Below are 22,862 nucleotides of genomic sequence, written 5' to 3'. Positions count from 1 at the left end.
GCCTAACAACGCGGGTTCGTGCGCGTTGCCGCCTGCACGCACCGCACCACGGTCAGTGACCCGGCGGCCAACCCGCGTCGGTCTCGGGGTTGGCGCGGGCGTGTCATGACCAGGGTTTTGCGGAACCTCGATGCCTCGGTTTTATCAATCGGGTCGTCATCCACACTCGAGCGGTTGAGAATGCCCAAGCGCCTCCTGCGGCCCGGAGGCTCGCGATGACGTGCTCGTCGTGACGGGTCAGCCGGGGGGCCGGGGTTGCCGTGCTGGCCGGTTGCGCCCTGATCGCCGGTTGCGCCCGGTGGCCGAATGAGGGGCTGCCCGTCATTCCGGGCGCGCCGCCATGGCCGCCATTCCCGCCGGAGCCGCTGCGCCGCCTGGTGCGCCCAGACCGCCGACGCCGCCGGCGCCGCCGATCACTCCGGGGCTGTCGGCGGCATCGCCATTGCCGCCGGTGCCGCCCATGCCGCCCTTGCCGGCGCCGCTGCTGCCGCCGCTGCCGGTGTCGGCGCCGTCAACCAGGCCGGAGACGGGCAGTGGGCCGGGTTGCTCTCGGGAGCCACACTGAGAAGTGACATCGACACGAACTCCTTTTCGTGTGCTAGCCCCCGGCTACCCTGGATCGTAACGTGACCAGCCCGAGATATCGGCGATTACGCGGGGACCGGTTGCCCGTCCGGAGGCGTTTGCTGTTGACGCGGGTGTAGCTGCCGGCATCGTCAGCGCTCGGCCAGTGCCTCCTGCAGCTCGGAGGCCAGCAACACCAGCAATTCAGAGCATCCGCCGTCCACCTTGACGGTGGCCAGATCATCGCCACGGGTGCGCCCACGGTTGACGATCGCAACCGGGATGCCGCGTGCCGCGGCGTGGCGCACGAACCGGTAGCCGGAGAACACGGTCAGCGACGAGCCCGCGACCAGCAGCGCATCCGCGTCGTCGACAAGCGAATATGCCTGGGCTACAAGATCTTTGGGCACACTTTCACCGAAGTAGACGATATCGGGCTTAAGCATGCCGCTGCAGACCGGACAGTCGAGGTAGCGGAACGACGCGGTATCGGCAACGACGGCGTCGGCGTCGGGAGCCACTGCCAGCCCGCCGACGGCCTCGGCCCGCTCGATGAATCCCGGGTTGAGCGCCTCAAGCCGTTCGGCCAGCGTTGCGCGACTCATGGTGTAGCCGCACGACAGGCACGCCACTTGGGCGTAGCTGCCGTGCAGATTGACCACGTTTGCGCTGCCGGCCTTGGTGTGCAGCAGATCGACGTTCTGGGTGATCACGCCGCTCACCACCCCGGCGCGCTGCAACGCGGCCAGCGCCCGGTGCCCGGCGTTGGGCAGCGTGTCGTCCATATGCCGCCAGCCGACGTGGTTGCGTGCCCAGTACCGCTGCCGGAACACCGGGTCCGAGGTGAACTGGCGGATCGTCATCGGATTGCTCGGCGGCGAATCAGGGCCCCGGTAGTCGGGAATGCCCGAATCGGTAGAAATCCCCGCGCCGGTCAGTACCGCGACCCGGCGACCGGCCAGCACAGCCACGAGTTCGGGGGACTCCACGGGTCCGAGCGTAGGCATTCGTTGACAACCCCGTCACCCGATCTTGACCGGCGAGACGCGACAATGAGAGGGCGATGAACTTTTACTGCGCCTACCAGCACGGGTTCGTGCGCGTTGCCGCCTGCACGCACCGCACCACGATCGGCGACCCGGCGGCCAACGCCGCGTCGGTCTCGGGGTTGGCGCGCGTGTGTCACGACGAGGGTGTAGCGCTGGCGGTCTTCCCCGAGTTGACGCTGTCGGGCTACTCCATCGAAGACGTGTTACTGCAGGACGGCTTGCTCGATGCCGTTGAGGACGCGCTGCTCGCCCTGGTGACCGAGTCGGTGGACCTGCTGCCGGTAGTGGTGGTCGGCGCACCGCTGCGGTATCGGCATCGCATCTACAACGCCGCGGTCGTCATTCACCGCGGCACCGTGCTCGGTGTGGTCCCCAAGTCGTATCTACCCACGTATCGAGAGTTCTACGAGCGGCGCCAGATGGCGCCCGGAGCCGGGGAGCGCGGCACGATCCGCATCGGTGGCGCCGACGTAGCCTTCGGCGCTGACCTGTTGTTCGCCGCGTCGGATCTATCCGGCTTCGTATTGCACGTGGAGATCTGTGAGGACATGTTTGTGCCGGTACCGCCCAGCGCCGAGGCAGCGCTGGCGGGTGCGACGGTGCTGGCCAACCTGTCCGGCAGCCCGATCACCGTCGGCCGCGCCGAGGACCGCCGCTTGCTCGCCCGGTCGGCGTCGGCGCGGTGTCTGGCCGGCTACGTCTATGCCGCCGCGGGTGAAGGTGAGTCGACGACCGACCTGGCCTGGGACGGCCAGACGATGATCTGGGAGAACGGCGCGCTGCTCGCGGAGTCCGAGCGGTTCCCCAAAGGAGAGCGCCGGTCGGTTGCCGACATCGACACCGAATTGCTCCGCTCCGAGCGGCTGCGGATGGGCACGTTTGACGACAACCGGCGGCACCACCGGGCGTCGACGGAGTCGTTCCGGCGCATCGAGTTCCGGCTCGATCCGCCGGAACGCGACATTGGGCTACTGCGCAATGTTGAACGCTTTCCGTTCGTCCCGGCCGATCCACAACGGCTACAACAGGATTGCTATGAGGCCTACAACATCCAGGTGTCCGGACTCGAGCAGCGGTTGCGGGCGCTGGACTACCCTAAGGTCGTCATCGGTGTGTCCGGGGGGCTGGACTCGACACACGCGCTGATCGTCGCGGCCCGTGCGATGGACCGCGAAGACCGCCCTCGCAGTGACATTCTGGCGTTCACCCTGCCCGGGTTCGCCACCGGCGAGCACACCAAGAACAACGCGATCAGGCTGGCGCGTGCGCTGGGTGTCACCTTCACCGAACTGGACATCCGTGACACCGCACAATTGATGCTGCACACCATCGGCCATCCGTTCGCGGCTGGCGAGGAGGTGTACGACGTCACGTTCGAGAACGTCCAGGCCGGGTTGCGCACCGATTATCTCTTCCGGATCGCCAACCAGCGTGGGGGAATCGTGCTCGGCACCGGCGACTTGTCGGAACTGGCGCTGGGCTGGTCGACATACGGTGTCGGCGACCAGATGTCGCACTACAACGTCAACGGCGGTGTGCCCAAGACGCTGATCCAGCACCTGATCCGGTGGGTCATTTCGACGGGTGAGTTCGACGAGACGGTAGGCGAGGTGCTGCAGTCGGTGCTCGATACCGAGATCACCCCCGAACTCATTCCGACCGGCGAGGAGGAGGAGCTGCAGAGCAGCGAGGCAAAGGTCGGGCCCTTTGCCCTGCAGGATTTTTCGCTCTTTCAGGTGCTGCGCTACGGATTCCGGCCGTCGAAGATCGCATTTCTGGCCTGGCACGCGTGGAACGATGTCGAGCACGGCAGCTGGCCGCCCGGCTACCCGGAGAACAAGCGCCCGTCCTATTCATTGGCCGAGATCCGCCATTGGCTGCAGATCTTCGTCCAGCGGTTCTATTCGTTCAGCCAATTCAAACGCTCGGCATTGCCCAACGGCCCCAAGGTGTCGTATGGGGGTGCGTTGTCGCCGCGCGGGGATTGGCGGGCCCCGTCGGACATGTCGGCGCGAATCTGGCTTGATCAGATCGAACGCGAGGTGCCCAAGGGTTGGCGTGGCCAGTCGCCGAGTCCGGGCGGCAGGTAGCCCTGCGCCGCCAACCGCGGCATGACACCGCCAGCATCGACGATGTCGAGAATCAGTCCGGGCAGGGTGGGGACGGATCCCGAGGCTCCCGTGGTGTCGTTGCGCCAACTACCACCGGTGAGATCGAAGGTCCCGATGTCGCCGTCCCGAAAATGGGTGGTGGCGTTGGGCACCGTCATTGCGGGCAGCCCGGCGTTGATCGCGTTGCGGAAGAACAGCGAGTTGAATTCCTCGGCCACGAGCCCGGCGATGCCGAGTGCGCAGAACAGCGTGGCGACCGGCCGCGACGATCCGATCCCAAAATTCTTGCCGGCCAGCACGATGTCACCGGGCAACACCAGCTCCGCCCAGCCGGGACGGACCTGGTAGAAGACGTATTTGGCAGCCTCCGGCGGGTCCATCTTCATCGCAAACGCCGGATACATGGCGTCGGTGTTCAGGTTGTCGCCGAACGCCCATATTCTGCCGCTGAAGTTGAGTGTCACGCCGCCAGCTCTCTTGGGTCGGTGATGAATCCGGTGATCGCGGAGGCGGCGACGGTCGCCGGTGAGGCAATGAAGATCTCTGCCTCGGTGCTGCCCATCCGGCCCGGGAAATTTCGGGTGCTCGAGGTGATGCATACCTCGCCCGGCCCGACGACACCCATGTGGTAGCCAAAGCAGGCGCCGCAGGTGGAGTTGGTAATGACGGCACCCGCGTCGGCGAGATGCTGCAGATAGCCCCGTAGCATCGCGTCCCGGTATACCGCCTGCGATGCGGGCGTGACCAGCAGTCTCACCCATGGAGCTATGCTCTTGCCGCGCAGCACGCGTGCGGCGATCTCGAGGTCCTCGAGCTGACCGTTGGCGCACGATCCGATGAACGCCTGGTCGACCTTCTGCTTTCCGAGTCGTGAGACACGCACTCCGTTGCGACTGACCGCGCCCGGCCGAGCAACATAGGGCTCCAGCGCTGTCAGGTCGATATGCCGTACTTCGTGGTATTGAGCGTCGTGATCCGGTGTGGCAGTGGTGTATCCGGTGACGCCACGGGCGTCGAGGAGACCGGTCAACATGTCGTCTGCTTCGAAAGTGCTGAACTCGGCCGCCAACTCCGCACCCTGGGTTGCTATGGTGCGCCGATCGTGCATCGGGACGCTGGACAGGCCGGACCCGCCGAACTCCAGGTTCAAGTTCGCGGCGTTGCCGTATTCGTCGGCGATGTACAGGAAGATGTCCTTGCCGCTCACCGTGATTGGTTTGGCTCCGTCGAGTTCGTAACGGATCGTCGGCGCAACCTGAAACCAGGTCTTGCCGGTACACATGATCGAATACGCCTCGGCCGTCCCCAACCCGCGTGCCGCGTTGTTGAAGGCGCCGGCGGCGCAAGTATGAGAATCGCTGCAGGCCAGAACTTCTCCGGGTCGGGCCAGTCCGTTCTCGGCGATGACCTGGTGACTGATGCCGTGCCGGCCGACGTCGTAGAAGTGTTGGATGCCGAAGTCCGCGACGAATTTCCGGGCGTGCACTGCGCCGGCGGCGTCCTTGATGGTCGGGGCCGGTACGGCGTGATCCAGGACGACGGCCAGCTTGCCGGGATCGTGGATCCGGCTGGGCTGGACCCAGGTCCTAGCGAACTGGAGATCGATCAAGATCGTCATGTCGACGTCGACGACAACGGTGTCACCGGGCGACACCGTTTCCAGACCGCTCTTGCGGGCCAGGATCTTCTCGACGATCGTCATGCCCATGCGGTGGCCCCTGTCGTTGCATACTTGGCCTCGATATCCAACCACTCCGCCAGGCCAACCAAATTGAAGAATTCGGCGGGCGTGCCACACTTGTGGGCGGCCGGGTCGCTCCCGTTGGTTTCGCCGAGCGCCTGCAGCATGCCGGCCGTAGCGCGCCGAGCGAGGTCGCCCGGGTAGATCGCGACCGCGTAACCCAATTGCTGCAGTTGCGCTGCCGAAAGCCGCGGCGTGAGGCCGCCGAGCGCCTGATTGATCAGCAGGGGGGCATCGACTTCGGTTGCGATACGTTCGATTTCGCCGACGTCCTGGGGTGCCTCAACGAAGACGATGTCTGCGCCTGCGGCGGCATAGCGGTTGGCTCGGTCGATGGCCGCGTGCAATCCGAGCGGGGCGCGCGCATCGGTGCGTGCCACCACCAGCAGGCCATCATCGGAGCGGGTGTCTAGCGCGGCTGCCAGCTTCTGTTCGAACTCGGCCGCGTCGACGACGTGCTTCCCCGGCAGATGGCCGCACCGTTTGGGAAGTACTTGGTCTTCCAACTGGATCGCGGCCACCCCAGCGCGGTCGTACGAACGGACGGTGCGGACCACGTTCAAGGGTGCTCCATAGCCGGTGTCGGCGTCGGCGATGAGCGGGATATCGCCCAGCACGGTCACGATCATCCGTGCCCGTTCCGCCATTTCGGTCGCGGTGACCAATCCGACGTCGGGTAGCCCGAAGCCTGAGGCCGCAACGCCGGAACCGGTCATATACGCGGCGAGCTGGCCGGTGCGTTTGATCAGGTGTGCGGAAATGCCATCGAAGACTCCGGGCGCGCTGACGAGTTCGCGCTTGCCGAGCAGGGCTCGCAGGCGCTGGCGGGCTGGTGTCGTCGGCATGGTTTGGGTCCCTTCGCTGCTGCTGTCAGGCGCCAATTTGTAATAATGTTATATACATATAACAACTACGGACCGATTGCAAACTCGGGTCTGTGCAAACATTGATCACCGTGCAGGGCAGCAGCGCTAGCAGCGGACCGGTGTCGGCCACCGCGGGGGTGCCGCTACACCGGCAACTCTTCCTGGTGCTGCATGACGAGATAGACCGCGGTGCGATCGCACCTGGCGACGCGTTGCCGACCGAGCAGACGCTGTGCGACCAGTTCGGGGTCTCTCGCATCACCGTGCGCCGCGCCCTGGCCGACCTGGCGGAACAGGGATACATCGAGCGCAGGCAGGGGGTGGGCTCGTTTGTGTTGGAGCATGGTCGGGCGGACCGGTCATCGCCGGGTCGCTCGTACCTGGAGGGCCTGCGGCAGACCCAGTTCGAGACCGAGGTCGCGATGATCGAACTCGGTGTGCGGCGCCCGCCGCGGCTTGTGGCCGATGCGCTCGAGACGTCTGGCCAACTACTTCATGTCGTGCGAGTGCGGCGGCAGCGCCGCACCGGCGAGCCATTGATCGTAAGCGACGTCTGGTTACCGGCCGGACTGGCGAACACGCTGACAGAATCCGCGCTGCGCCGAGCACCGCTCTACCGACTGCTGAAGGACGCCGGGGTCAGTGTGGATCGGGTACGGCATGAAATCACGGCCGAGATCGCGGGCCCACGTAACGCGCACCTTCTCGACACGGCGATTGGTGCCGCCCTGCTGCGGATCAACCGTCTGATATTCGAGGCCGGCGCCCCACACCACTACCAGTCGGTATTGTTGTCACCCAACCGAAGTCGGGTGCTGCTGAGCCAGTCGGCGGATGAACTCGAGGCCGCCGACGGTCTGGCAATCGCCCATGACGTGCGGCGTGAGCCCAGTTAGCGGATTCGCCCGACGCCCGGGATGAAGCGCCCGACGCTGGCGGCGTAGGCGCGATATGCGTCACCGTGGGTCCGCAACAGATAGGGCTCTTCGGTGCGGCGCACATGCACCTCGATCGTGGTGACGAGCAGGATAAGCCCGGCGAAGGCAACGAGATTCGGGATCACCAACACAATCCCGACGCTAAACGTCAGCATGGCGGTATAGATGGGATTGCGGACCCAGCCGAACACGCCGGTGCGCACCAGCGCGGTGGTTTCCTGCTCGTCCACCCCGATCCGCCACGAATCGCCCATTGCCAGCTGTGCGTAGACGGTGGCCGTGATGCCGGTCGTCGCCACGACAATTCCGGCGATCTGAATCCAGACCACGCGCATAATGCCGACGGGTTCGATAACGTGGGTCCGTTGCAGGACCGCGGCGATCACCGCCGTGATCAGCGCAAGGACAAAGCCCATCCCGGCAATCCATTCCGGCGAACCAACCCGGCCGCTGACGCCGCGAAAACCGGTGGATCCGGTGCGCCGGTGCTGTAGCCAACTGCGCCAACCGAATCCGAGCACGCTGAAGACCGCGAACAGTGCCAGTGCGACATCGGCCGCGGTGGTGGCCGACATCAGCGGGCCTCCTGCAGGGCCGCATCGATGGCTGCGGCGTCCGGTGCGCAGTCGCCGGCACCGGACACCAACGTTGCCAGAGCACCCGCGGCGCAGGCGCGGCGCAACGCGCGCAGTCGTTCGGCCGGCGAACCTGGGTTGCTCGGCCAATTCGCAGCCAGCACCCCGGCGAATACGTCGCCGGCGCCGGCGGTATCCACCGGCGTCACCGCCGGGACGGGTACTTCGAACACGCCGTCCGCGCCGACGTACCGGGCTCCGCGTGCACCCAGGGTAATCACGAAATGTGTTGGTGGCGAAGGCCAGTCGTCCGACTCGTGCTCGTTTGCGATCACGACGTCGGCGATAGCCGCCAACTCTGCCAGGGAATTACGCTCCTGGCCGGCTGGGGAGGCGTTGACCATGACGACCGCTTCGGCCGACTGGGCTTTCCGGGCCGCCACCACCGCGGTTGCTACCGGAATCTCCAACTGGGTCAACATCACATCGCAATCGGCGACGGCCGAGGGTGCCAGTGTCAGGTGTGCATTGGCGCCCGGCGCCACCAGAACGGTGTTTTCTGCGCCGGCGTCGACCACCACAACCGCCGTCCCACTCGGTCCGGGCACCGCTATGGCCCGGCCCAGTCCGACGGAATTGGCGCGCAGATGCGCCCGCAGCTGAGCGGCGGCCGGGTCGTCGCCAAATGCGCCGACGAATTGGACCTGCGCACCCGCACGTGCGGCAGCTACCGCCTGGTTGCCGCCCTTGCCCCCCGGTGTGCGGGTCAACGACGAGGCCAGCACGGTCTCGCCCGGCCGCGGCAGGGCGTCCACCGCGAACGTCAGGTCCATGTTCACACTTCCTACCACGCACACCCGGGGCGCCATTGGGCCGACGTTAGTCGCTGTCGAGTCAACGCGTCGGTGCCGCGCCGTACCATTCGAACATGTTTTCGGATCGGGATACGGCGGTCGCGTGTTCGATCGGCTCGACGCCACCGTCGATGATCTGATCGCCTTGTCGTGTGATGCGTCGACCACGCCGTAGCGGTTGGCGCTGGTGGACCGTTTGGCGGCGGTGCGCAACGATGTGATCCGGCTGGCCCGCGATGCGAATCACTACTTGGCGATTTTCGACGACGGCAAGGCCATCGGGCTCTACCACGCCAAGCGGTTGGCGTCCCCAGGGCAGCGAATCGTGTTGTACGCCAAGGACCGCGGTTGCACCCGCCCCGGGTGCGACGTGCCCGGGTATGAGTGCGAGGTCCACCACCTGACCCCCTACGCCCAATGCCGCACCACCGACGTCAACCACCTCAGCTTCGCCTGCGGCCAAGACCACCCGCTGGCCGAACAGGGCTGGACCACCCGAAAAAACGCCCACGGCGACAGCCAACCCCGCACCAATGGCTACCACCACCGGAGAAAACTCCTCGCAGAAGACGGCGCCGACCCCTAAAACGGCAAGTTTCCCAATTTTGCGGCGGGCCGCTTTTCGGCAAACGCGATGATCGTGGGTTTGGCGGGTTAGTCTGCTGCGTAATCGGCGTGTCGGAGAACGGTCAGCCACCGAGCGCAGAAAGGAAGCCGCTTGACGTCGGGTGAGCCAACAGACTCGGTAGCCGAGGGCGAATCCGCCCCGGTTCAGACGGTCCCGAAAAATGCGCGCCGGCGTCGGCCGCACTTCCGGGCGAGTATCCAGTCCAAGCTCATGGTGTTGCTGTTATTGACGAGCATCGTGTCCGTAGCGGCGATTGCGGCCGTCGTCTATCAATCCGGTCGCACCTCACTGAGGACAGCGGCATACGAGCGGTTGACCCAGTTGCGCGAGTCGCAGAAGCGGGCAGTGGAGACGCTGTTTTCCGATTTGACGAATTCGCTGGTCATTTACGAACGTGGACTGACCGTGATCGATGCCGTCGCGCAGTTCACCGCCGGCTTCGATCAACTGGCTGACGCAACGATCAGCCCCACCCAACAACAGGCGATCGTCAACTACTACAACAACGAATTCATCGAACCGGTGGAACGCGCCACCGGTGAAAAACTCGATATCACCGCATTGCTGCCGAGTTCTCCGGCCCAACGGTACCTTCAGGCCTACTACACCGCGCCGTTCACGTCGGACCAGGATTCGATGCGCCTTGACGATGCCGGCGACGGCAGTGCATGGTCGGCCGCCAACGCGCGATTCAACAGCTACTTCCGGGAAATCGTCACCCGCTTCGATTACGACGACGCGGTGCTACTGGACACCCGGGGCAATATCGTCTACACCGCAAGCAAAGACCCCGACCTCGGTACCAACATTCTGACGGGACCGTATCGCGAATCCAATCTGCGCGACGCATATCTTAGGGCCTTGGGCGCCAACGCCGTCGACTTTACCTGGATCACCGACTTCAAGCCGTATCAGCCACAACTCGACGTGCCGACCGCGTGGTTGGTGGCACCGGTCGAAGCGGGCGGCAGGACCCAGGGTGTCCTTGCGCTGCCGCTGCCGATTGCCAAGGTCAACAAGATCATGACCGCCGAAAAGCAGTGGCAAGCCGCCGGAATGGGCAACGGGACGGAGACCTATCTCGCCGGTCCAGACAGTCTGATGCGTTCCGACTCCCGGCTCTTCCTGGAAGACCCCGAGGAATACCGGAAAGAGGCCGTGGCCGCGGGCACCTCTCCCAACGTGGTCGACAGAGCGATCCAATTCGGTGGTACCACCCTGCTGCAGCCCGTTGCGACCGAAGGCCTGCGCGCCGCCCAATCCGGACAGACCGGAACGGTCACCGCTACTGACTACACCGGTAACAAGGAACTGGAGGCCTATGCGCCGTTGAATGTGCCGGACTCCGATCTGCACTGGTCGATAATGGCTACGCGGGACAACTCCGAGGCGTTCGCGGCCGTAGCATCGTTTTCCAAGGCGCTGGTGTTGGTTACGGTCGGCATGATTGTCGTCATCTGTGTGGCGTCGATGCTGATCGCCCAGGCGATGGTGCGGCCCATCAGGCGGCTCGAGTCCGGTACGCAGAAGATCAGCGCGGGCGACTACGACGTCACCATTCCGGTAAAGTCGCGTGACGAAATCGGTGATCTCACAGCGGCTTTCAATGAGATGAGCCGGAATCTTCAGATCAAGGAAGAGCTGCTCAACGAGCAACGCAGGGAAAATGACCGGCTGCTGCTGTCGATGATGCCCGAACCCGTCGTGCAGCGCTATCGCGATGGAGAGAAAACCATTGCCCAGGAGCACCAGGATGTCACCGTCCTGTTTGCCGACATTCTGGGCCTCGACGAGGTTTCCAGCGGCCTATCGGGCAACGAACTGGTCGGCATCGTCGACGAACTGGTTCGCCAGTTCGACTCGGCCGCCGAACACCTTGGCGTTGAACGTATCCGCACGCTGCACAACGGCTACCTGGCCAGCTGCGGCGTAACCACGCCACGCCTGGACAACATTCCCCGAACCGTGGACTTCGCCCTGGAAATGCGACGCATCATCGATCGGTTCAATGGCCAGACCGGTTACGATCTGCGGCTGCGGGCCGGCATCAACACCGGGGACGTCATCAGCGGCTTGGTGGGCCGGTCGAGCGTCGTCTATGACATGTGGGGCGCGGCGGTGAGCTTGGCCTACCAAATGCACAGCGGTTCGCCACAGCCCGGAATCTACGTCACCTCCCAGGTGTACGAGGCGATGCGGGACGTCCGGCAGTTCACGCCCGCCGGCACCATTTCGGTTGGTGGGTCAGAAGAGCCGATCTACCAATTGTCGGAGCGATCATGAACCTGCGCGACTCGCCGTGGTTCTACTGGGCCGTTGGCATTGCGATCGGGTTGCCGCTCGGACTAATCATTCTCACCGAGCTGCACCAGATACTTCTGCGCAGGAACAGCCATCTGGCAAGACAGGTAGGTCTGCTGCGAAACTACGTTTTGCCCCTTGGCGCGGTTTTGCTATTGCTTGTCAAGGCATCTCAAGTGCCGGCGTGGGACGGCGCCGTGCGGGTTCTCACGACGGCGTTCGGATTTCTGGTGCTGGTGCTGCTGCTGTCATTGCTGAATGCCACGCTGTTTCAGGGCGCACCCGAACAGAGCTGGCGCAAGCGGCTTCCCACCATCTTCCTCGATGTCGCACGTTTTGCGTTGATCGGCGTCGGTCTCGCCATGATCCTGTCCTACGTCTGGGGCGTGCGGGTAGGGGGTTTGTTCACCGCGCTGGGCGTGACTTCAGTGGTCATCGGCCTGATGTTGCAGAACTCGGTCGGCCAGATCGTGTCGGGCCTGTTCATGCTGTTCGAACAGCCCTTCCGGATCGATGATTGGTTGGACACGCCGAACGCGCGGGGGCGAGTCGTCGAGGTGAACTGGCGGGCCGTTCATATCGACACCGGCAGCGGGCTGCGCATCATGCCAAACTCGATGCTGGCCGGTACCTCGTTCACCAATCTCAGCCGGCCGGCCCGGGCGCACAAATGCTCGATCACGACCATGTTCGCCACGTCTGACCCCCCGGACCAGGTGTGCGCGATGCTGACCAGGGCTGCCAGCGCGTTACCGCACCTCAGACCCGGGGTCATGCCCACCACCGTTGCCCTCGGCGCCGCCGAGTATCGAACGACGGTCAGGCTGATATCACCCGCCGACGAGGGCGCAACGCAGGCAATGTTTCTGCGGTGGGTTTGGTACGCAGCGCGACGGGAAGGGCTTCACCTCGACGAGGCCGACGATGAGTTTTCGACGCCGGAACGTGTGGAGGCGGCATTACGGACGGTGGTGGGGCCGGAACTACGACTGAACCCTGGCGATCAGCAGTCCCTGGCTCCGGTTGCGAGGATGGTGCGCTACGGCGCCGACGAAATTGTGCAGTACGCGGGTGCAGTCCCCACGGGGGTGACTTTTGTGATCGCCGGCAGTGTGCGCCTGACAGCCACGACAGACGACGGTTCCGTGGTCCCGATTGCCACGCTCAAAGAAGGTGCATTCCTAGGGGTGACGGCGCTGACTCGGCAACCCAACCCTGCCGGCGCAGTGGCACTCGAGGAAGTGACCGCATTGGAGATCGGCCGCGCACACCTCGAACAGGTCGTGATGAACAAGCCGGCGCTGCTGCAGGAGTTGGGCCGGCTTATCGACGAGCGGCAAGCCAAAGCGCTGCGCGAGATTAAGCGTAATCGGGTCGGATAGTTAGTTCCGCTCGGAATCTCTTGTCTTCCTTAATCTTTCTTCTACCTGACGGGCTGTTCGTTCAAGACTCAGCGCGTCTGTCACCGCGGCCTCAGTGAGCACGTCGGCGGACCCTTGAGGTCATCGCGGATTTGTGATCTGGCGTCCGACGGCCGCGGACACCCATAGGCCATTTCGGCGTGATACCGTACCTCGCGACTGCTTTGGACGGGGGGTAATCATCGGGTCGCGGTGTCTATCTTGAATTGGTCGGATTTGCAGCAGTTTACGCGGAACTGACCCCTTCGGTCTGTCGCATAACTATGCCAGTGAAGTCGTTGCACTTCCTCAATGTAGGTAGTTGACAGCGCAAACTACTGGTAGTTGGTCAGCCCGGTCCAATTGGGGGTTCGTTAATCACGGAGTGGAGTTGGCATGTCATTTTTGATCACAAATCCCGAGGCGTTGACGTTGGCGGCTACGAGCGTGCGAGGGATTCGCGATCGTGCGATTCAAAGCGATGCTGAGGCGGCCCCGGCGACAACCGCTGTGCGGCCCCCCGCTGCCGATCTGGTGTCGGCGAGGGCGGCGACGTTCCTGGTCGATTACGCCAGGAAGTATCGGCAGACCATCGCAGCGGCGGCGGTGGTTCTTGAGGAGTTTGCGCTCGCCTTGACCACTGGCGCCGGTAAGTATGCGACCACCGAGGCCGACAACATCAAGACCATTTAGCGAGCCGGAAGGAACAACGAACAAACACATGCATTTCGAAGCGAACCCGCCGGAGGTCAACTCCGGCAACATGTATGCCGGCCCGGGTCCTGACTCGTTGTGGGCCGCCGCGAGTGCCTGGAGGTCGTTGGATACGGAGATGACGGCCGTGCAGAGGATGTTCAATCGAACGCTACTGTGTCTGATGGACGCCTGGCAGGGTCCCGCGGCGACGCAGGTGATGGAGGCGACCAAGCCGTTTGTCAGGTGGCTGGCCGAGCTCTGTGAGCAGCTGTCTGAGGTTGAGATGCAGATCTACCAAATCGAGCGGGCCTATGAATGGGCACGTCGCGAGGTGGTGCACCCGACGCAAATCTATCGCAACCGTGCTGAGAAGTGGCTCCTGATCAACAACAACGTGCTCGGGCAAAACAATGCGGCCATCGCCGACCTCGACCAGGAATATGACGACTTCTGGGACGAGGACGGTGAGGTGATGAGGGATTATCGGCTTCGTGTGTCGGATGCGTTGGCCCAGTTGACTCCGTGGAAGCCGCCGCCGCCGATCGCCAACAAAACCGGATTGGTCGCACCGGCGCCACTTAGTACCGTGTTGTCTCGCACAGGCGCTTAGATCTCCGCTGGTCTCCGCTTCGCCGTGATGGTGGTTTGCCGATACGATTTGCAGCGATGCGTTCGGTAATGCGCTGTGTTAGAACGCGATCGGGCTCGACAAGACTTGGCGTGCCTGTCATCGCGGCCTCAGTGAGCACGTCGGCAGGCCCTGCAGGTGATCGCAGACTGGTGACAGTCGTTCGCGGACCTTCGCGCCCGGGGTGTCGATGAAGATCGCGGCTTCGAGCGCCTCCAATGGCCGCGGACGCCCAGTGGTATTTCGGCGTGATGCCGTACGTCCCGACTGCTTTGGACGTCAACTTGGGGGGAATAATCGGGTCGTGTCAGTTCCGCGTAAACTACTGCAAATCCGACTAATTAAAGACAGGCACCAGACGCGGGTGGTTGATAGCGCAAGCAACCGGTGGTTGATCAGCCCGGTGCAAATGTTGGGGGGGCGGACAATCACGGAATGGAGTCGGCATGTCACTTTTGATCACAAATCCCGAGGCGTTGACGTTGGCGGCTACGAGCGTGCGAGGGATTCGCGATCGTGCGATTGAAAGCGATGCTCAGACGGCCCCGGCGACAACCGCTGCGCGGCCCCCGCTGCAGATCTGGTGCCGGTGAGGGCGGCGACGTTCCTGGTCGAGTACGCGAGGAAGTATCGAGTCACGACAGTCGTTGCGAGCCGGAAGGAACAACGAACAACAAATGCATTTCGAAGCGAACCCGCCGGAGGTCAACTCCGGCAACATGCATGCTGGGCCGGGTCCTGACTCGATATGGGTTGCTGCCCATGCGTGGAGGTCGTTGGGTAGCGAGATGACGGCCGTGCAAAGGATGTTCAGCCGAACGCTACTGTGTCTGATGGACGCCTGGCAGGGTCCCGCGGCGACGCAGGTGATGGAGGCGACCAAGCCGTTTGTCAGGTGGCTGAATGAGCTCTGTGAGCAGCTGCATGAGGTCGAGATGCAGATCTACGAAATCGAGCGGGCCTATGAATGGGCATATCACCAGGTAGTGCCTCCGGCGCAGATCTACACCAACCGTGCTGAGCGGCGGATGCTGATCAGAAACAACGCGCTCGGGCGATACAATGCGCAAATCGCCGACCTCGACCAGCAATATGAAGACTTCTGGGACGAGGACGGTGAGGTGATGAGGGACTATCGGCTTCGCGTGTCGGAAGCGTTGGCGCAGTTGACTCCGTGGAAGCCGCCGCCGCCGATCGCCAACAAAACCGGATTGGTCGCACCGGTGTCGCTTGGCACGGCGGAGCCAGCTGCTATGGTGCCATCTCGTACAGGCACCTAGATATCCGCTTCGCCGTGATGGTGGTTGGCCGATACGATTTGCGGTCATGCGTGCGTCTGGCCCATGCACAGCTGCTGTGGACCGGCGGGGCGTTCGCTGAGCGCGGCCAAGCGCCGTGGTCTCTTCGTGTGTGAGGTGTCGGACGCTGAGTCACTAGCGTTCACCCGCTGACGTGTCACGCCTTGGTGACGTGAGCCCTCCGGTGCGGGCCAATTCCTCTGGGAGTCTGAGGCCCCAGAATCGGGGCGAGTGACCGGACTCGGTGAACTGGTCCACGGGCGGTTGGTGGCCCGGCGAGACATGCCGCCGGTAGTGGTTGTGGTCGTGTTTCCAGGGATATGCGAGTTGAACGACTCGATGTACCCGTCGCACCACGGCTCACCCGGTGGGATGAAGTGTCGACCGACCTGGCCTCGAGCCCAATCAGCCATTGCCCTGCAAATTAATTCGGTCCGTTGTCACATCGCGAGGCAGTGGGATGGACACCGCCGCCGGGTAGCCAGGCAGTCCAATTCATCGATCAGGTGCTCTCAGCTCTCTGATAGCGGGTCAGGATCGTCTTGTGACAGTTTTGCTTTGACTCATCACCAGCCCCATCGTCAGGGGCCTGAACAGCGGTTCCTTGTTCGCCGAGTAAGCAGGCCGGAGGTGCGAACTCTCAAGTGAATCAACGAATCTCAAGTGAGTCAACGAATGGGGCTACGCGCGCATTTTTGGGTGAGTCAACGCGCGGGTATTGCGTAGCAGCGCCGAGTTCGAATAGCATTATCATCGCCGAATGACGGAACCAACGCTGTAGTGTGCAGGTGTTTGGGGGCACCGGTGCAGCGGCCGCCGGTGTATTGTTGGCGACGTTCGGGTTTGGCTGTGGGCGGGGTGGATCCGAAATATCAACGGTCACGGAAGCATCGTCTGTAACTCGATCACGCCCCGTACACCACCGCTCGGTCAAGCGAGAACTTGGCTACCCTCACATCCGAATTGGGTGCAGCGCATGATCGGGGGCCTGCAGCGCGACCTAGCCGAGGTTCCTGACTGCCCATTTTCGAATGGACCCGCCCTGGCCACCCCCGCATTCCGACGGCACTTCGTTCGGCGCGGTTTCGATGCCTGCCATACGTTGCACACGGCACCCTGGGCGGGTTCGATCCGCACGCCTTGCGTTCCTCAGGGCGGCGGGCGCGCCAGATCTGAATTTCGGCGAAATTGTGTAGCCCAATCCTAAAGGTGGAACGCCCATGTGGGTGCCCGTATTTGAAACTAGCAAACTCGGTGAAAAACCCGAACAGGTCGTGTACTGGGGCTCGCCGGTCGCACTGTTCAGGACCGCGTCAGGACGGATCGCGGCACTGCACGACGCGTGCGCTCATCGCGGTGCGCCGCTGTCTTTGGGCAACGTCTGTGGTGAGACGGTACGTTGCCCCTACCATCAGTTTTGTTTCAATAGTGAAGGATCCTGCACCAGCATCCCTGACGTCTTTCAAGTCGATGACGCGTTCCGGGCGGGTTGCCGGGTCCGCCGCTACCACGTGCGCGAAGCCCTTGGCCTCATCTGGATCTCCACTGAGGATGAACGGCAAGCACCGTTCCCGGTGAGTCTGCTCGGCGAGGATGATCGCGAGGTCGCCGGCGTCGGCTTCTTCCCGGTCCGGGGCGACATCCGCGTCTGGATGGACCACTTCCTCGACTTGCCGCATGGCATCTACCTGCACGGCAAGACGTTGTTCGGCGGCGGCGCTGACCGACCGTCGCGCGTCGGCTCGGTGGCCACTGTTGAACTCTTTCCCGACAGCGTGTTCCCCATCCCACGCTGGCTGCAGTTCGAATACCACGTTGAGGACGTCAGCCTGCGCCGACGGTTGTACTCGCCTGGCCTGGCGGTATTCCTTCTCCTCGCGGGCGCCGGTGGTATGCGCCCCGACCGGGTACGCGTCACAATCGACCTGGCGGCGCCCTTCTGCCAGAAGTACCGCCTCGAATCCTGGAGCCCACTCGGCAACCACTCCGTGGAGTACTGGACGGCGATTAACCCGTCGTCCCGCGACGAACTTCAGTTCGTGTACGCGGGTGCGTTCGTCAAAACCGCGTTCGGGCCGCGTGATCGCCGCAACCCTGTCGTCCGGGCGCTGCAGCGGCGCGGACTTCACTACTTTCTTGAGCGTCACATCGGTGGCGAGGACGCCCGGGTCCTCAGCGAGACGCGCATGGTCGACCCCGAGGACATACGTGTCACACCGTTCGACGCCGGTATCGTGGCGATGCGCGAGATGCTCCGGAGACACATCGAGGCGCGGGCCGAGCAGTTCCCGCCCGATTCGCTGGTCCACCTCTTCTGCGGGCCGGCGCGTACCAAGCTCTCCGCCGGACGCCGAATCACCGTGTCCCGATAGAGGGCGATGCGGCCGCAAGCGCCAACCGACCTGCACTCCATTTTGGGAAGCGCCCCCCCCAAGGCCATGGAGATGCCTGTGCCGTTCCGAACGGGAGCAGATCGCCATGATGCGGGCCGAAGGCCGTGAATATGTGCATCATAACGACCGCCTCAGGCGATCTCGGTTGACGAGCTTGCGGGAGTTCCGGCGCAACGCCGCCACTCGCAACGGCAAGCTCGAATGTCGCACGTCGACCGCGCAGTGGAACAGCTGGCCACGCTGCAAGGCGGCCGAAGCCGGCTAGGAGCGCTATGCACTCTCGACCTCGAAAGTATGTGCAGGAAAAGCTATCCGGGTGATCCGTGACGAGGATGGGAATGTGGGAGACCGTTCGCGTCCGACAGTGGCGCCGTTAGGCAGCCGCGTGCCTTCAGCCATGTCGCCAGCCTGGTAGACCCGATCCGACGCAACTGTCGGGGGTCTGGTATCGGGGCAAAGCGTCAGCGCGGCCCTATTTTTGGAGTAGTCGCCGAGACCTGAGCCATACCCGCCACCCGAGGGGGATCGAGGGGATCAGTGTCTACTTCTGCGATCCCCACAGTCCGTGGCAGCGCGGGACAAACGAGAACACCAATGGACTTCTGCGCCAATATTTTTCGAAGGGGACCGATCTAGCGCGATATGACCGGCGAGAAGTTCAATCGGTGGCTGATCCACTCAACAACCGGCCCCCGGAAATCACTCGGGTGGATGACACCGACGGAAGTGCTTGCCGACCCACTACACTCGAGTCCACGACATGGTGTTGCGACGACAGGTTGAATCCGCCCAGTACACTGCAATACATTGCGGCGAGGTATGGACGCTTGAATGGCTCAGGCCGTCGTTCGGAAACGTCGGGGACGCCTGACACGCTCTGGAAAGCGACGATCGGCCCGTACAATGCCGAGTGCGTCCGCGAGGGTTTCCCGTTTTCGCGTCGGACCGATCCGCGCCCCAGCCGACCTGGAGAACATCACGTCGGCGTGGGTGAGTTGGTACAACGAACAATGGCTCGTGCAGCGCCTCGGGGCCCCGCACACCCACAGAAGCCGAGGCCGAGTGCTGCGCGCAATGACTCGTACGAAACCGGTCGATTAGTCGTAGAATGGACGCTAGAATAACTAGCCATGTATCGAAACTGGGGGAGAATTTGTGGATGCGAATCGCATTGAGAAAATTCGGGACTTAATAGACGCAATTGATGCGTTGGAGGCGCGGCGATCGATATTGCCTGCGGTTGCGGTTGAATCGGCGTTGGCGGCGTTACGAAAGCAGCTTGCTGATTTGGAGAATGCGACCGTGTATCCCGAGACGGGAGAACGTCGTTGCGCAACGATCATGTTCTCGGACCTGTCTGGTTATACGGCTATGAATGAGCGCCTCGACCCTGAAGAGGTTGAAGCGATCATGCATCGCATTAAGACGGCGGCAATTCGCATCGTTGAAAGCCGCGGCGGAACCGTAAACCAGTTCGTTGGGGACGAGGTGGTCGCGCTGTTTGGTATCCCACGCGCCCACGAAGATGATCCCTGTCGCGCGGTCCACGCCGCGCTGGAACTACACACGTTTGTTCGCGAACTGAACGCGGAGGTTGAAAAAGACGTCGGTCAAACGCTAGGTATGCATACCGGGATTAACTCGGGCCTTATCGTGACGAGCCTGCGTGATCAGCGGGATGGCAAGTTCGGTATTACCGGTGACGTCGTTAATACGGGTGCCCGGTTGTTGGCCGCGGCCAACAATGACGAAATACTAGTGAGTCCTGTGACTCAACGGTTGGTAGCACCATACTTCCAAACGGAGCCGGTCGGCCTGATCCATATGAAGGGCAAGTCCGAAGGCATGGTGCCACATCGCGTTGTGAAAAAGACGGCCGTCCAGACTCGCTTTGAGGCGGCAGAACTCAAGGGCTTCACGCCATATGCGGGACGAGAGAAAGAACTGCTGGCGTTGCACTCGGCTTTTTTGAAAGCGAGAGCAGGTCAGGGGCGATTTGTTACCATTCACGGCGAGGCGGGTGTCGGCAAGAGCCGTTTGGTCGCGGAGTTTCTGCACCGTGTGCAGCATCAGGTATTGGATTTCTCGATTCTGCGTGGTCGCTGTCAATCTCATGAACAGCATGCTGCCTACCTTCCTTTCACGGAGCTGTTGAGGCTGGCGTTTGGAATCGATGATATTGATTCGCCGACGACAATGCGGCAAAAGGTCGTCGACGCTGTGCTGGCGCTCAACGCTGGGCGTGATGAGTATTTGCCTGCTCTGTTGCGCATACTGTCGATTCCAAGCGACCAATACTCGGTTCCTAATGAACTCTCTGGTGAGGGGCTACAACGCAACATTCATGCCGCACTTTCGGCCACCCTTGCCGCACTCGGGCGCCGACAACCTCTGATCCTGTTGCTGGAAGACTGGCAATGGGCGGACGAGGCATCCGATGTGGCCTTGATGCACATCGTGGACACTGTTCGAGCTGCTTCGGCCCTGCTCGTCGTCAACTACCGGGCGGATTACCTGCCGGCCTGGCACGGTACTTCTGACACCGAAATCGAACTCGGGCCATTGGACCAAAGCGGCACCCAGTCGATGATCCGAGCCATCTACGGCGCCGACGAATTGCCCGATATGCTGACAGAAGATATCCTGCAGCGCTCATCCGGCAATCCGTTCTTTGTCGAAGAGCTGTGTGAACTGTTGCGGGATCAGGGCATCGTGCGAGTGGTCGATGGCCGCGTGACACTTCAACGGGGTCTTAAGAACGTCACCATCCCTGAAACCGTCCAAGCCCTGATTCGCGCCAAGCTGGATAGATTGGACCGTGCCTCCAGGGCGGTCTTAGGGCCTGCGTCGGTGATTGGTCGGGAGTTCCTGGTGCCGATACTGGATCGGGTACTTGCCGACCGTGAGAAGTTGCCGTCATTGCTACAGAATCTCAGTAGGAATGATCTCATCCAATTTCTTCGAAGCAGCCCGGAACAGTCCTGCCAGTTCAAGCATGCCATCACGCAAGAAGTCACCTACGATACGATCCTGCGCAAGCGGCGTGCCGCGCTTCATCAGCTGGTCGCTGAGGCCATCGAAGAACTTTATGCGGCGCGTCTGGAAGAACACCTCGAGGTTCTCGCGTTTCACTACGATCGAAGCGATGCATCCGATCGGGCAACCCGATATCTGGAGCTAGCAGGGGACAAGGCGACCGGTCGTTTCGCGCTGGTGGATGCACGTGCTCATTACGAACATGCCCTACGACGGGTTGCTGCGGCCGAACAAACCGAGGCGAAAAGGCGAAAACTCGTCGAACTCACGTTGAAGTGGGGGGAGATTAGCGTCTACTCTGCGCCTCCCGACGTCGTTATACCCGTGCTCGAGACCGCGCTCGGCCATGCCGAGGACCTTGGCCTCGACGTGGAGAGCGCACAGTTGTCTCGCTTGATCGGTTTCCTGAACATTTTTGGAGGGAACTTGTCAGCCGCGAAGCGACTCTACGCACGCTGCCAGACGATAGGACAACGCTGCAACCTGAAGGTACTCGAAGCCCACGGCGTTTCCGGCCTTGGATTCGTTGCAAATCATGCGGCTAAATTCCGGGAGTCGGTGAAACACCTCGAAACGGGCTATGCCTTACATCGAGAAGCAGGCGAACTCCTCGGATGCGCTCATGCCGCAAACCTCCTGAATAATAGCTACGCGCACCTCGGGGAGTTCGAAAGTGCGAGAGAGGCGACCGAAAGAGCCTTAGTGGCTGCGCGCGCGTGCGATGCCCTCACCCGACAATGGCTATCGCACTATTGGTCGGGGCTCACACTTATTCTGCAAGGCAGCTGGGACTCGGCCATCCTGGAGGCCAGTGGAGCCCTCACCTACGCGCGGGGCGTCGACAAAATGCTCATTGTCAGCGTAGCGGGTTCCGTGGTTGCCCAGGCCCAGTTCATGTTGGGCGAGCGTCACCGCGGCATCGCCCAGTTGGAAGAAATGGCGGAGATCGCAAGACAAGGAACCATCTATGAGCTCTATTCACGGGTATTCGGACCGCTAGCACTCTGTTGCGCCGAAGTCGGACGAAACGAGGAGTCTTTGCGGGCGGCCGAATCGTGCCTGCAAGGTTGTGTACGTACGTGCGCGGGATACGAGCACTGGGCGTACTGGGCGCAAGCGATCGTTGCATCGAACACGGGAGCCAAGTCTGAGGTTGTTGACACGCACTTCCAACAAAGCATCGAACTTGCCAAGGCGAGAGGGCAACGTCCGTTCCTGGCACAAGCGCACTTTTATCGGTCGAAAGTTCTTCTAAAGCGCGGCGACGTGACAACGGCCAGCGCCGCCTTGAAACAGGCCACTGAACTGTTCGAGCGAATGGACATGGCCGGGTGGCTAGCTGAAGCACGTCGTCAGACGCTGTCAGTGTGAGCGGAGGCGCTCGTGGCGTGCCGCTGGTCGCCAACGCCTGGCCGAAGGTTGTGGCAGGCGTTGTCGACTGTCTACGGATCCTGCGCTCGGACACCGCCATCGGCGGTGATGAGGCATTTCGTGATCTGGTGTTGGCCCGGATCCTCGAACCCACCAGCAAGGCCGATTCGTTGCACAGCGTGCTCACCGAGCACGCTGTGCAACCCGCGGACTGTCGCACCGTCACCAGACGGTTAGCAATGGTTGCTAAACCTTCCGGCTGACCCGTGCGATCGGTCCTTGACCGAACGCCGAGACCACCCACACGCTGGTCACACCGCCGCAGTCTGCTCCCTTCGTCGCCTGAATGCTTCGCAACAATCAAGCTGCCGAAGGCCACGAACCCCAACCTGCACCACAAACCACGCGATCGA

General features: G+C 62.7%; 17 protein-coding genes and 5 pseudogenes. 15 read left to right on the top strand and 7 right to left on the bottom strand.

The window, feature by feature from the left end; translation table 11 throughout:
- Positions 1–18 precede the first annotated feature (18 nt).
- Positions 19–122, top strand: a pseudogene (locus tag AADZ55_RS23600) (hypothetical protein); the annotation flags it as partial.
- 184 nt (positions 123–306) lie between these two features.
- Positions 307–630: a hypothetical protein gene (locus AADZ55_RS15695; RefSeq protein ID WP_165759362.1), complete on the top strand. Its 324-nt coding sequence runs from the start codon at positions 307–309 to the stop codon at positions 628–630.
- Between the two features lie 86 nt (positions 631–716).
- On the opposite strand, the gene AADZ55_RS15690 is transcribed toward AADZ55_RS15695, so the two are convergent.
- Entirely contained in the window at positions 717–1,571 is an 855-nt protein-coding gene (locus AADZ55_RS15690) for an NAD-dependent protein deacetylase (protein ID WP_085324484.1), read from the bottom strand.
- 56 nt (positions 1,572–1,627) lie between these two features.
- Between AADZ55_RS15690 and AADZ55_RS15685 the strand changes: the two genes are divergently transcribed.
- The gene (locus tag AADZ55_RS15685; RefSeq protein WP_085324485.1) at positions 1,628–3,703 is read left to right on the top strand and encodes an NAD(+) synthase; all 2,076 of its coding nucleotides are present in this window, start codon (positions 1,628–1,630) and stop codon (positions 3,701–3,703) included.
- On the opposite strand, the gene AADZ55_RS15680 is transcribed toward AADZ55_RS15685, so the two are convergent.
- From AADZ55_RS15680 to AADZ55_RS15670, 3 genes are read right to left on the bottom strand one after another with little or no spacing between them, the layout of a single operon-like run.
- The gene (locus AADZ55_RS15680; protein WP_085324486.1) at positions 3,640–4,188 is read right to left on the bottom strand and encodes a 3-isopropylmalate dehydratase; all 549 of its coding nucleotides are present in this window, start codon (positions 4,186–4,188) and stop codon (positions 3,640–3,642) included. The two genes, AADZ55_RS15685 and AADZ55_RS15680, sit on opposite strands and share 64 nt — an antisense overlap.
- Positions 4,185–5,432 (bottom strand): 3-isopropylmalate dehydratase large subunit, encoded by a 1,248-nt coding sequence (locus AADZ55_RS15675; RefSeq protein WP_085324487.1) that lies wholly within the window; start codon positions 5,430–5,432, stop codon positions 4,185–4,187. Before AADZ55_RS15675 ends, AADZ55_RS15680 begins: the two co-directional genes overlap by 4 nt.
- A complete protein-coding gene (locus tag AADZ55_RS15670; RefSeq protein WP_085324488.1) occupies positions 5,423–6,310 on the bottom strand; it encodes an isocitrate lyase/PEP mutase family protein in 888 nt (295 codons plus the stop codon). Before AADZ55_RS15670 ends, AADZ55_RS15675 begins: the two co-directional genes overlap by 10 nt.
- Positions 6,311–6,402: 92 nt before the next feature.
- Between AADZ55_RS15670 and AADZ55_RS15665 the strand changes: the two genes are divergently transcribed.
- Entirely contained in the window at positions 6,403–7,227 is an 825-nt protein-coding gene (locus AADZ55_RS15665; protein WP_242670028.1) for a GntR family transcriptional regulator, read from the top strand.
- On the opposite strand, the gene AADZ55_RS15660 is transcribed toward AADZ55_RS15665, so the two are convergent.
- Positions 7,224–7,844, bottom strand: a complete 621-nt coding sequence (locus AADZ55_RS15660; RefSeq protein ID WP_085324489.1) for a methyltransferase family protein — start codon at positions 7,842–7,844, stop codon at positions 7,224–7,226. The genes AADZ55_RS15665 and AADZ55_RS15660 overlap by 4 nt on opposite strands.
- A complete protein-coding gene (locus AADZ55_RS15655; RefSeq protein WP_085324490.1) occupies positions 7,844–8,713 on the bottom strand; it encodes a ribokinase in 870 nt (289 codons plus the stop codon). Before AADZ55_RS15655 ends, AADZ55_RS15660 begins: the two co-directional genes overlap by 1 nt.
- A 196-nt stretch (positions 8,714–8,909) precedes the next feature.
- Between AADZ55_RS15655 and AADZ55_RS15650 the strand changes: the two are divergent.
- The 7 genes and pseudogenes from AADZ55_RS15650 to AADZ55_RS15620 form a co-directional block, all read left to right on the top strand.
- Positions 8,910–9,284, top strand: a pseudogene (locus tag AADZ55_RS15650) (DUF222 domain-containing protein); the annotation flags it as partial.
- Between the two features lie 132 nt (positions 9,285–9,416).
- Positions 9,417–11,609: an adenylate/guanylate cyclase domain-containing protein gene (locus tag AADZ55_RS15645; protein ID WP_085324493.1), complete on the top strand. Its 2,193-nt coding sequence runs from the start codon at positions 9,417–9,419 to the stop codon at positions 11,607–11,609.
- Complete coding sequence (locus AADZ55_RS15640; RefSeq protein ID WP_085324494.1) at positions 11,606–13,009, top strand: mechanosensitive ion channel family protein; 1,404 nt, start codon at positions 11,606–11,608, stop codon at positions 13,007–13,009. The genes AADZ55_RS15645 and AADZ55_RS15640 overlap by 4 nt, the downstream gene beginning before the upstream one ends.
- 414 nt (positions 13,010–13,423) lie before the next feature.
- Positions 13,424–13,720 carry a PE family protein gene (locus tag AADZ55_RS15635; RefSeq protein ID WP_085324495.1) on the top strand — a complete coding sequence of 99 codons (297 nt, stop codon included), beginning with the start codon at positions 13,424–13,426 and terminating at the stop codon, positions 13,718–13,720.
- A gap of 28 nt (positions 13,721–13,748) precedes the next feature.
- Positions 13,749–14,333 (top strand): PPE family protein, encoded by a 585-nt coding sequence (locus AADZ55_RS15630; RefSeq protein ID WP_119184927.1) that lies wholly within the window; start codon positions 13,749–13,751, stop codon positions 14,331–14,333.
- Positions 14,334–14,797: 464 nt separating this feature from the next.
- A pseudogene (locus AADZ55_RS15625) lies at positions 14,798–15,006 on the top strand (PE domain-containing protein); the annotation flags it as partial.
- 22 nt (positions 15,007–15,028) lie between these two features.
- Positions 15,029–15,631: a PPE family protein gene (locus tag AADZ55_RS15620; protein WP_085324497.1), complete on the top strand. Its 603-nt coding sequence runs from the start codon at positions 15,029–15,031 to the stop codon at positions 15,629–15,631.
- A 276-nt stretch (positions 15,632–15,907) separates the two neighbouring features.
- Here the strand turns inward: AADZ55_RS15620 and AADZ55_RS15615 are convergent.
- Positions 15,908–16,161 (bottom strand): annotated as a pseudogene (locus AADZ55_RS15615) (IS3 family transposase); the annotation flags it as partial.
- Between the two features lie 708 nt (positions 16,162–16,869).
- On the opposite strand from AADZ55_RS15615, the gene AADZ55_RS15610 reads away from it, so the two are divergent.
- From AADZ55_RS15610 to AADZ55_RS15590, 4 genes and pseudogenes are all read left to right on the top strand, one after another.
- Positions 16,870–18,021, top strand: a complete 1,152-nt coding sequence (locus AADZ55_RS15610; RefSeq protein ID WP_085324498.1) for a Rieske 2Fe-2S domain-containing protein — start codon at positions 16,870–16,872, stop codon at positions 18,019–18,021.
- A gap of 551 nt (positions 18,022–18,572) precedes the next feature.
- Positions 18,573–18,825, top strand: a pseudogene (locus tag AADZ55_RS15605) (IS30 family transposase); the annotation flags it as partial.
- 372 nt (positions 18,826–19,197) lie between these two features.
- A complete protein-coding gene (locus AADZ55_RS15595) occupies positions 19,198–22,449 on the top strand; it encodes an ATP-binding protein (protein ID WP_085324500.1) in 3,252 nt (1,083 codons plus the stop codon).
- The gene (locus AADZ55_RS15590) at positions 22,446–22,712 is read left to right on the top strand and encodes a hypothetical protein (RefSeq protein WP_133056406.1); all 267 of its coding nucleotides are present in this window, start codon (positions 22,446–22,448) and stop codon (positions 22,710–22,712) included. Before AADZ55_RS15595 ends, AADZ55_RS15590 begins: the two co-directional genes overlap by 4 nt.
- Positions 22,713–22,862 lie beyond the last annotated feature (150 nt).

The organism is Mycobacterium decipiens (genome assembly GCF_963853665.1).
In the GTDB taxonomy this organism is placed as follows: domain Bacteria; phylum Actinomycetota; class Actinomycetes; order Mycobacteriales; family Mycobacteriaceae; genus Mycobacterium; species Mycobacterium decipiens.
This window is presented reverse-complemented; position numbering and strand designations above follow the sequence as displayed.

Bases quoted from the DNA above. Each gene is read 5' to 3' on its own strand.
- AADZ55_RS15610 (WP_085324498.1), top strand. From the start codon at position 16,870: ATGTGGGTGCCCGTATTTGAAACTAGCAAACTCGGTGAAAAACCCGAA.
- AADZ55_RS15630 (WP_119184927.1), top strand. From the start codon at position 13,749: ATGCATTTCGAAGCGAACCCGCCGGAGGTCAACTCCGGCAACATGTAT.
- AADZ55_RS15685 (WP_085324485.1), top strand. From the start codon at position 1,628: ATGAACTTTTACTGCGCCTACCAGCACGGGTTCGTGCGCGTTGCCGCC.
- AADZ55_RS15620 (WP_085324497.1), top strand. From the start codon at position 15,029: ATGCATTTCGAAGCGAACCCGCCGGAGGTCAACTCCGGCAACATGCAT.
- AADZ55_RS15670 (WP_085324488.1), bottom strand. From the start codon at position 6,310: ATGCCGACGACACCAGCCCGCCAGCGCCTGCGAGCCCTGCTCGGCAAG.
- AADZ55_RS15660 (WP_085324489.1), bottom strand. From the start codon at position 7,844: ATGTCGGCCACCACCGCGGCCGATGTCGCACTGGCACTGTTCGCGGTC.
- AADZ55_RS15695 (WP_165759362.1), top strand. From the start codon at position 307: ATGAGGGGCTGCCCGTCATTCCGGGCGCGCCGCCATGGCCGCCATTCC.
- AADZ55_RS15690 (WP_085324484.1), bottom strand. From the start codon at position 1,571: ATGCCTACGCTCGGACCCGTGGAGTCCCCCGAACTCGTGGCTGTGCTG.
- AADZ55_RS15675 (WP_085324487.1), bottom strand. From the start codon at position 5,432: ATGGGCATGACGATCGTCGAGAAGATCCTGGCCCGCAAGAGCGGTCTG.
- AADZ55_RS15640 (WP_085324494.1), top strand. From the start codon at position 11,606: ATGAACCTGCGCGACTCGCCGTGGTTCTACTGGGCCGTTGGCATTGCG.
- AADZ55_RS15635 (WP_085324495.1), top strand. From the start codon at position 13,424: ATGTCATTTTTGATCACAAATCCCGAGGCGTTGACGTTGGCGGCTACG.
- AADZ55_RS15655 (WP_085324490.1), bottom strand. From the start codon at position 8,713: ATGGCGCCCCGGGTGTGCGTGGTAGGAAGTGTGAACATGGACCTGACG.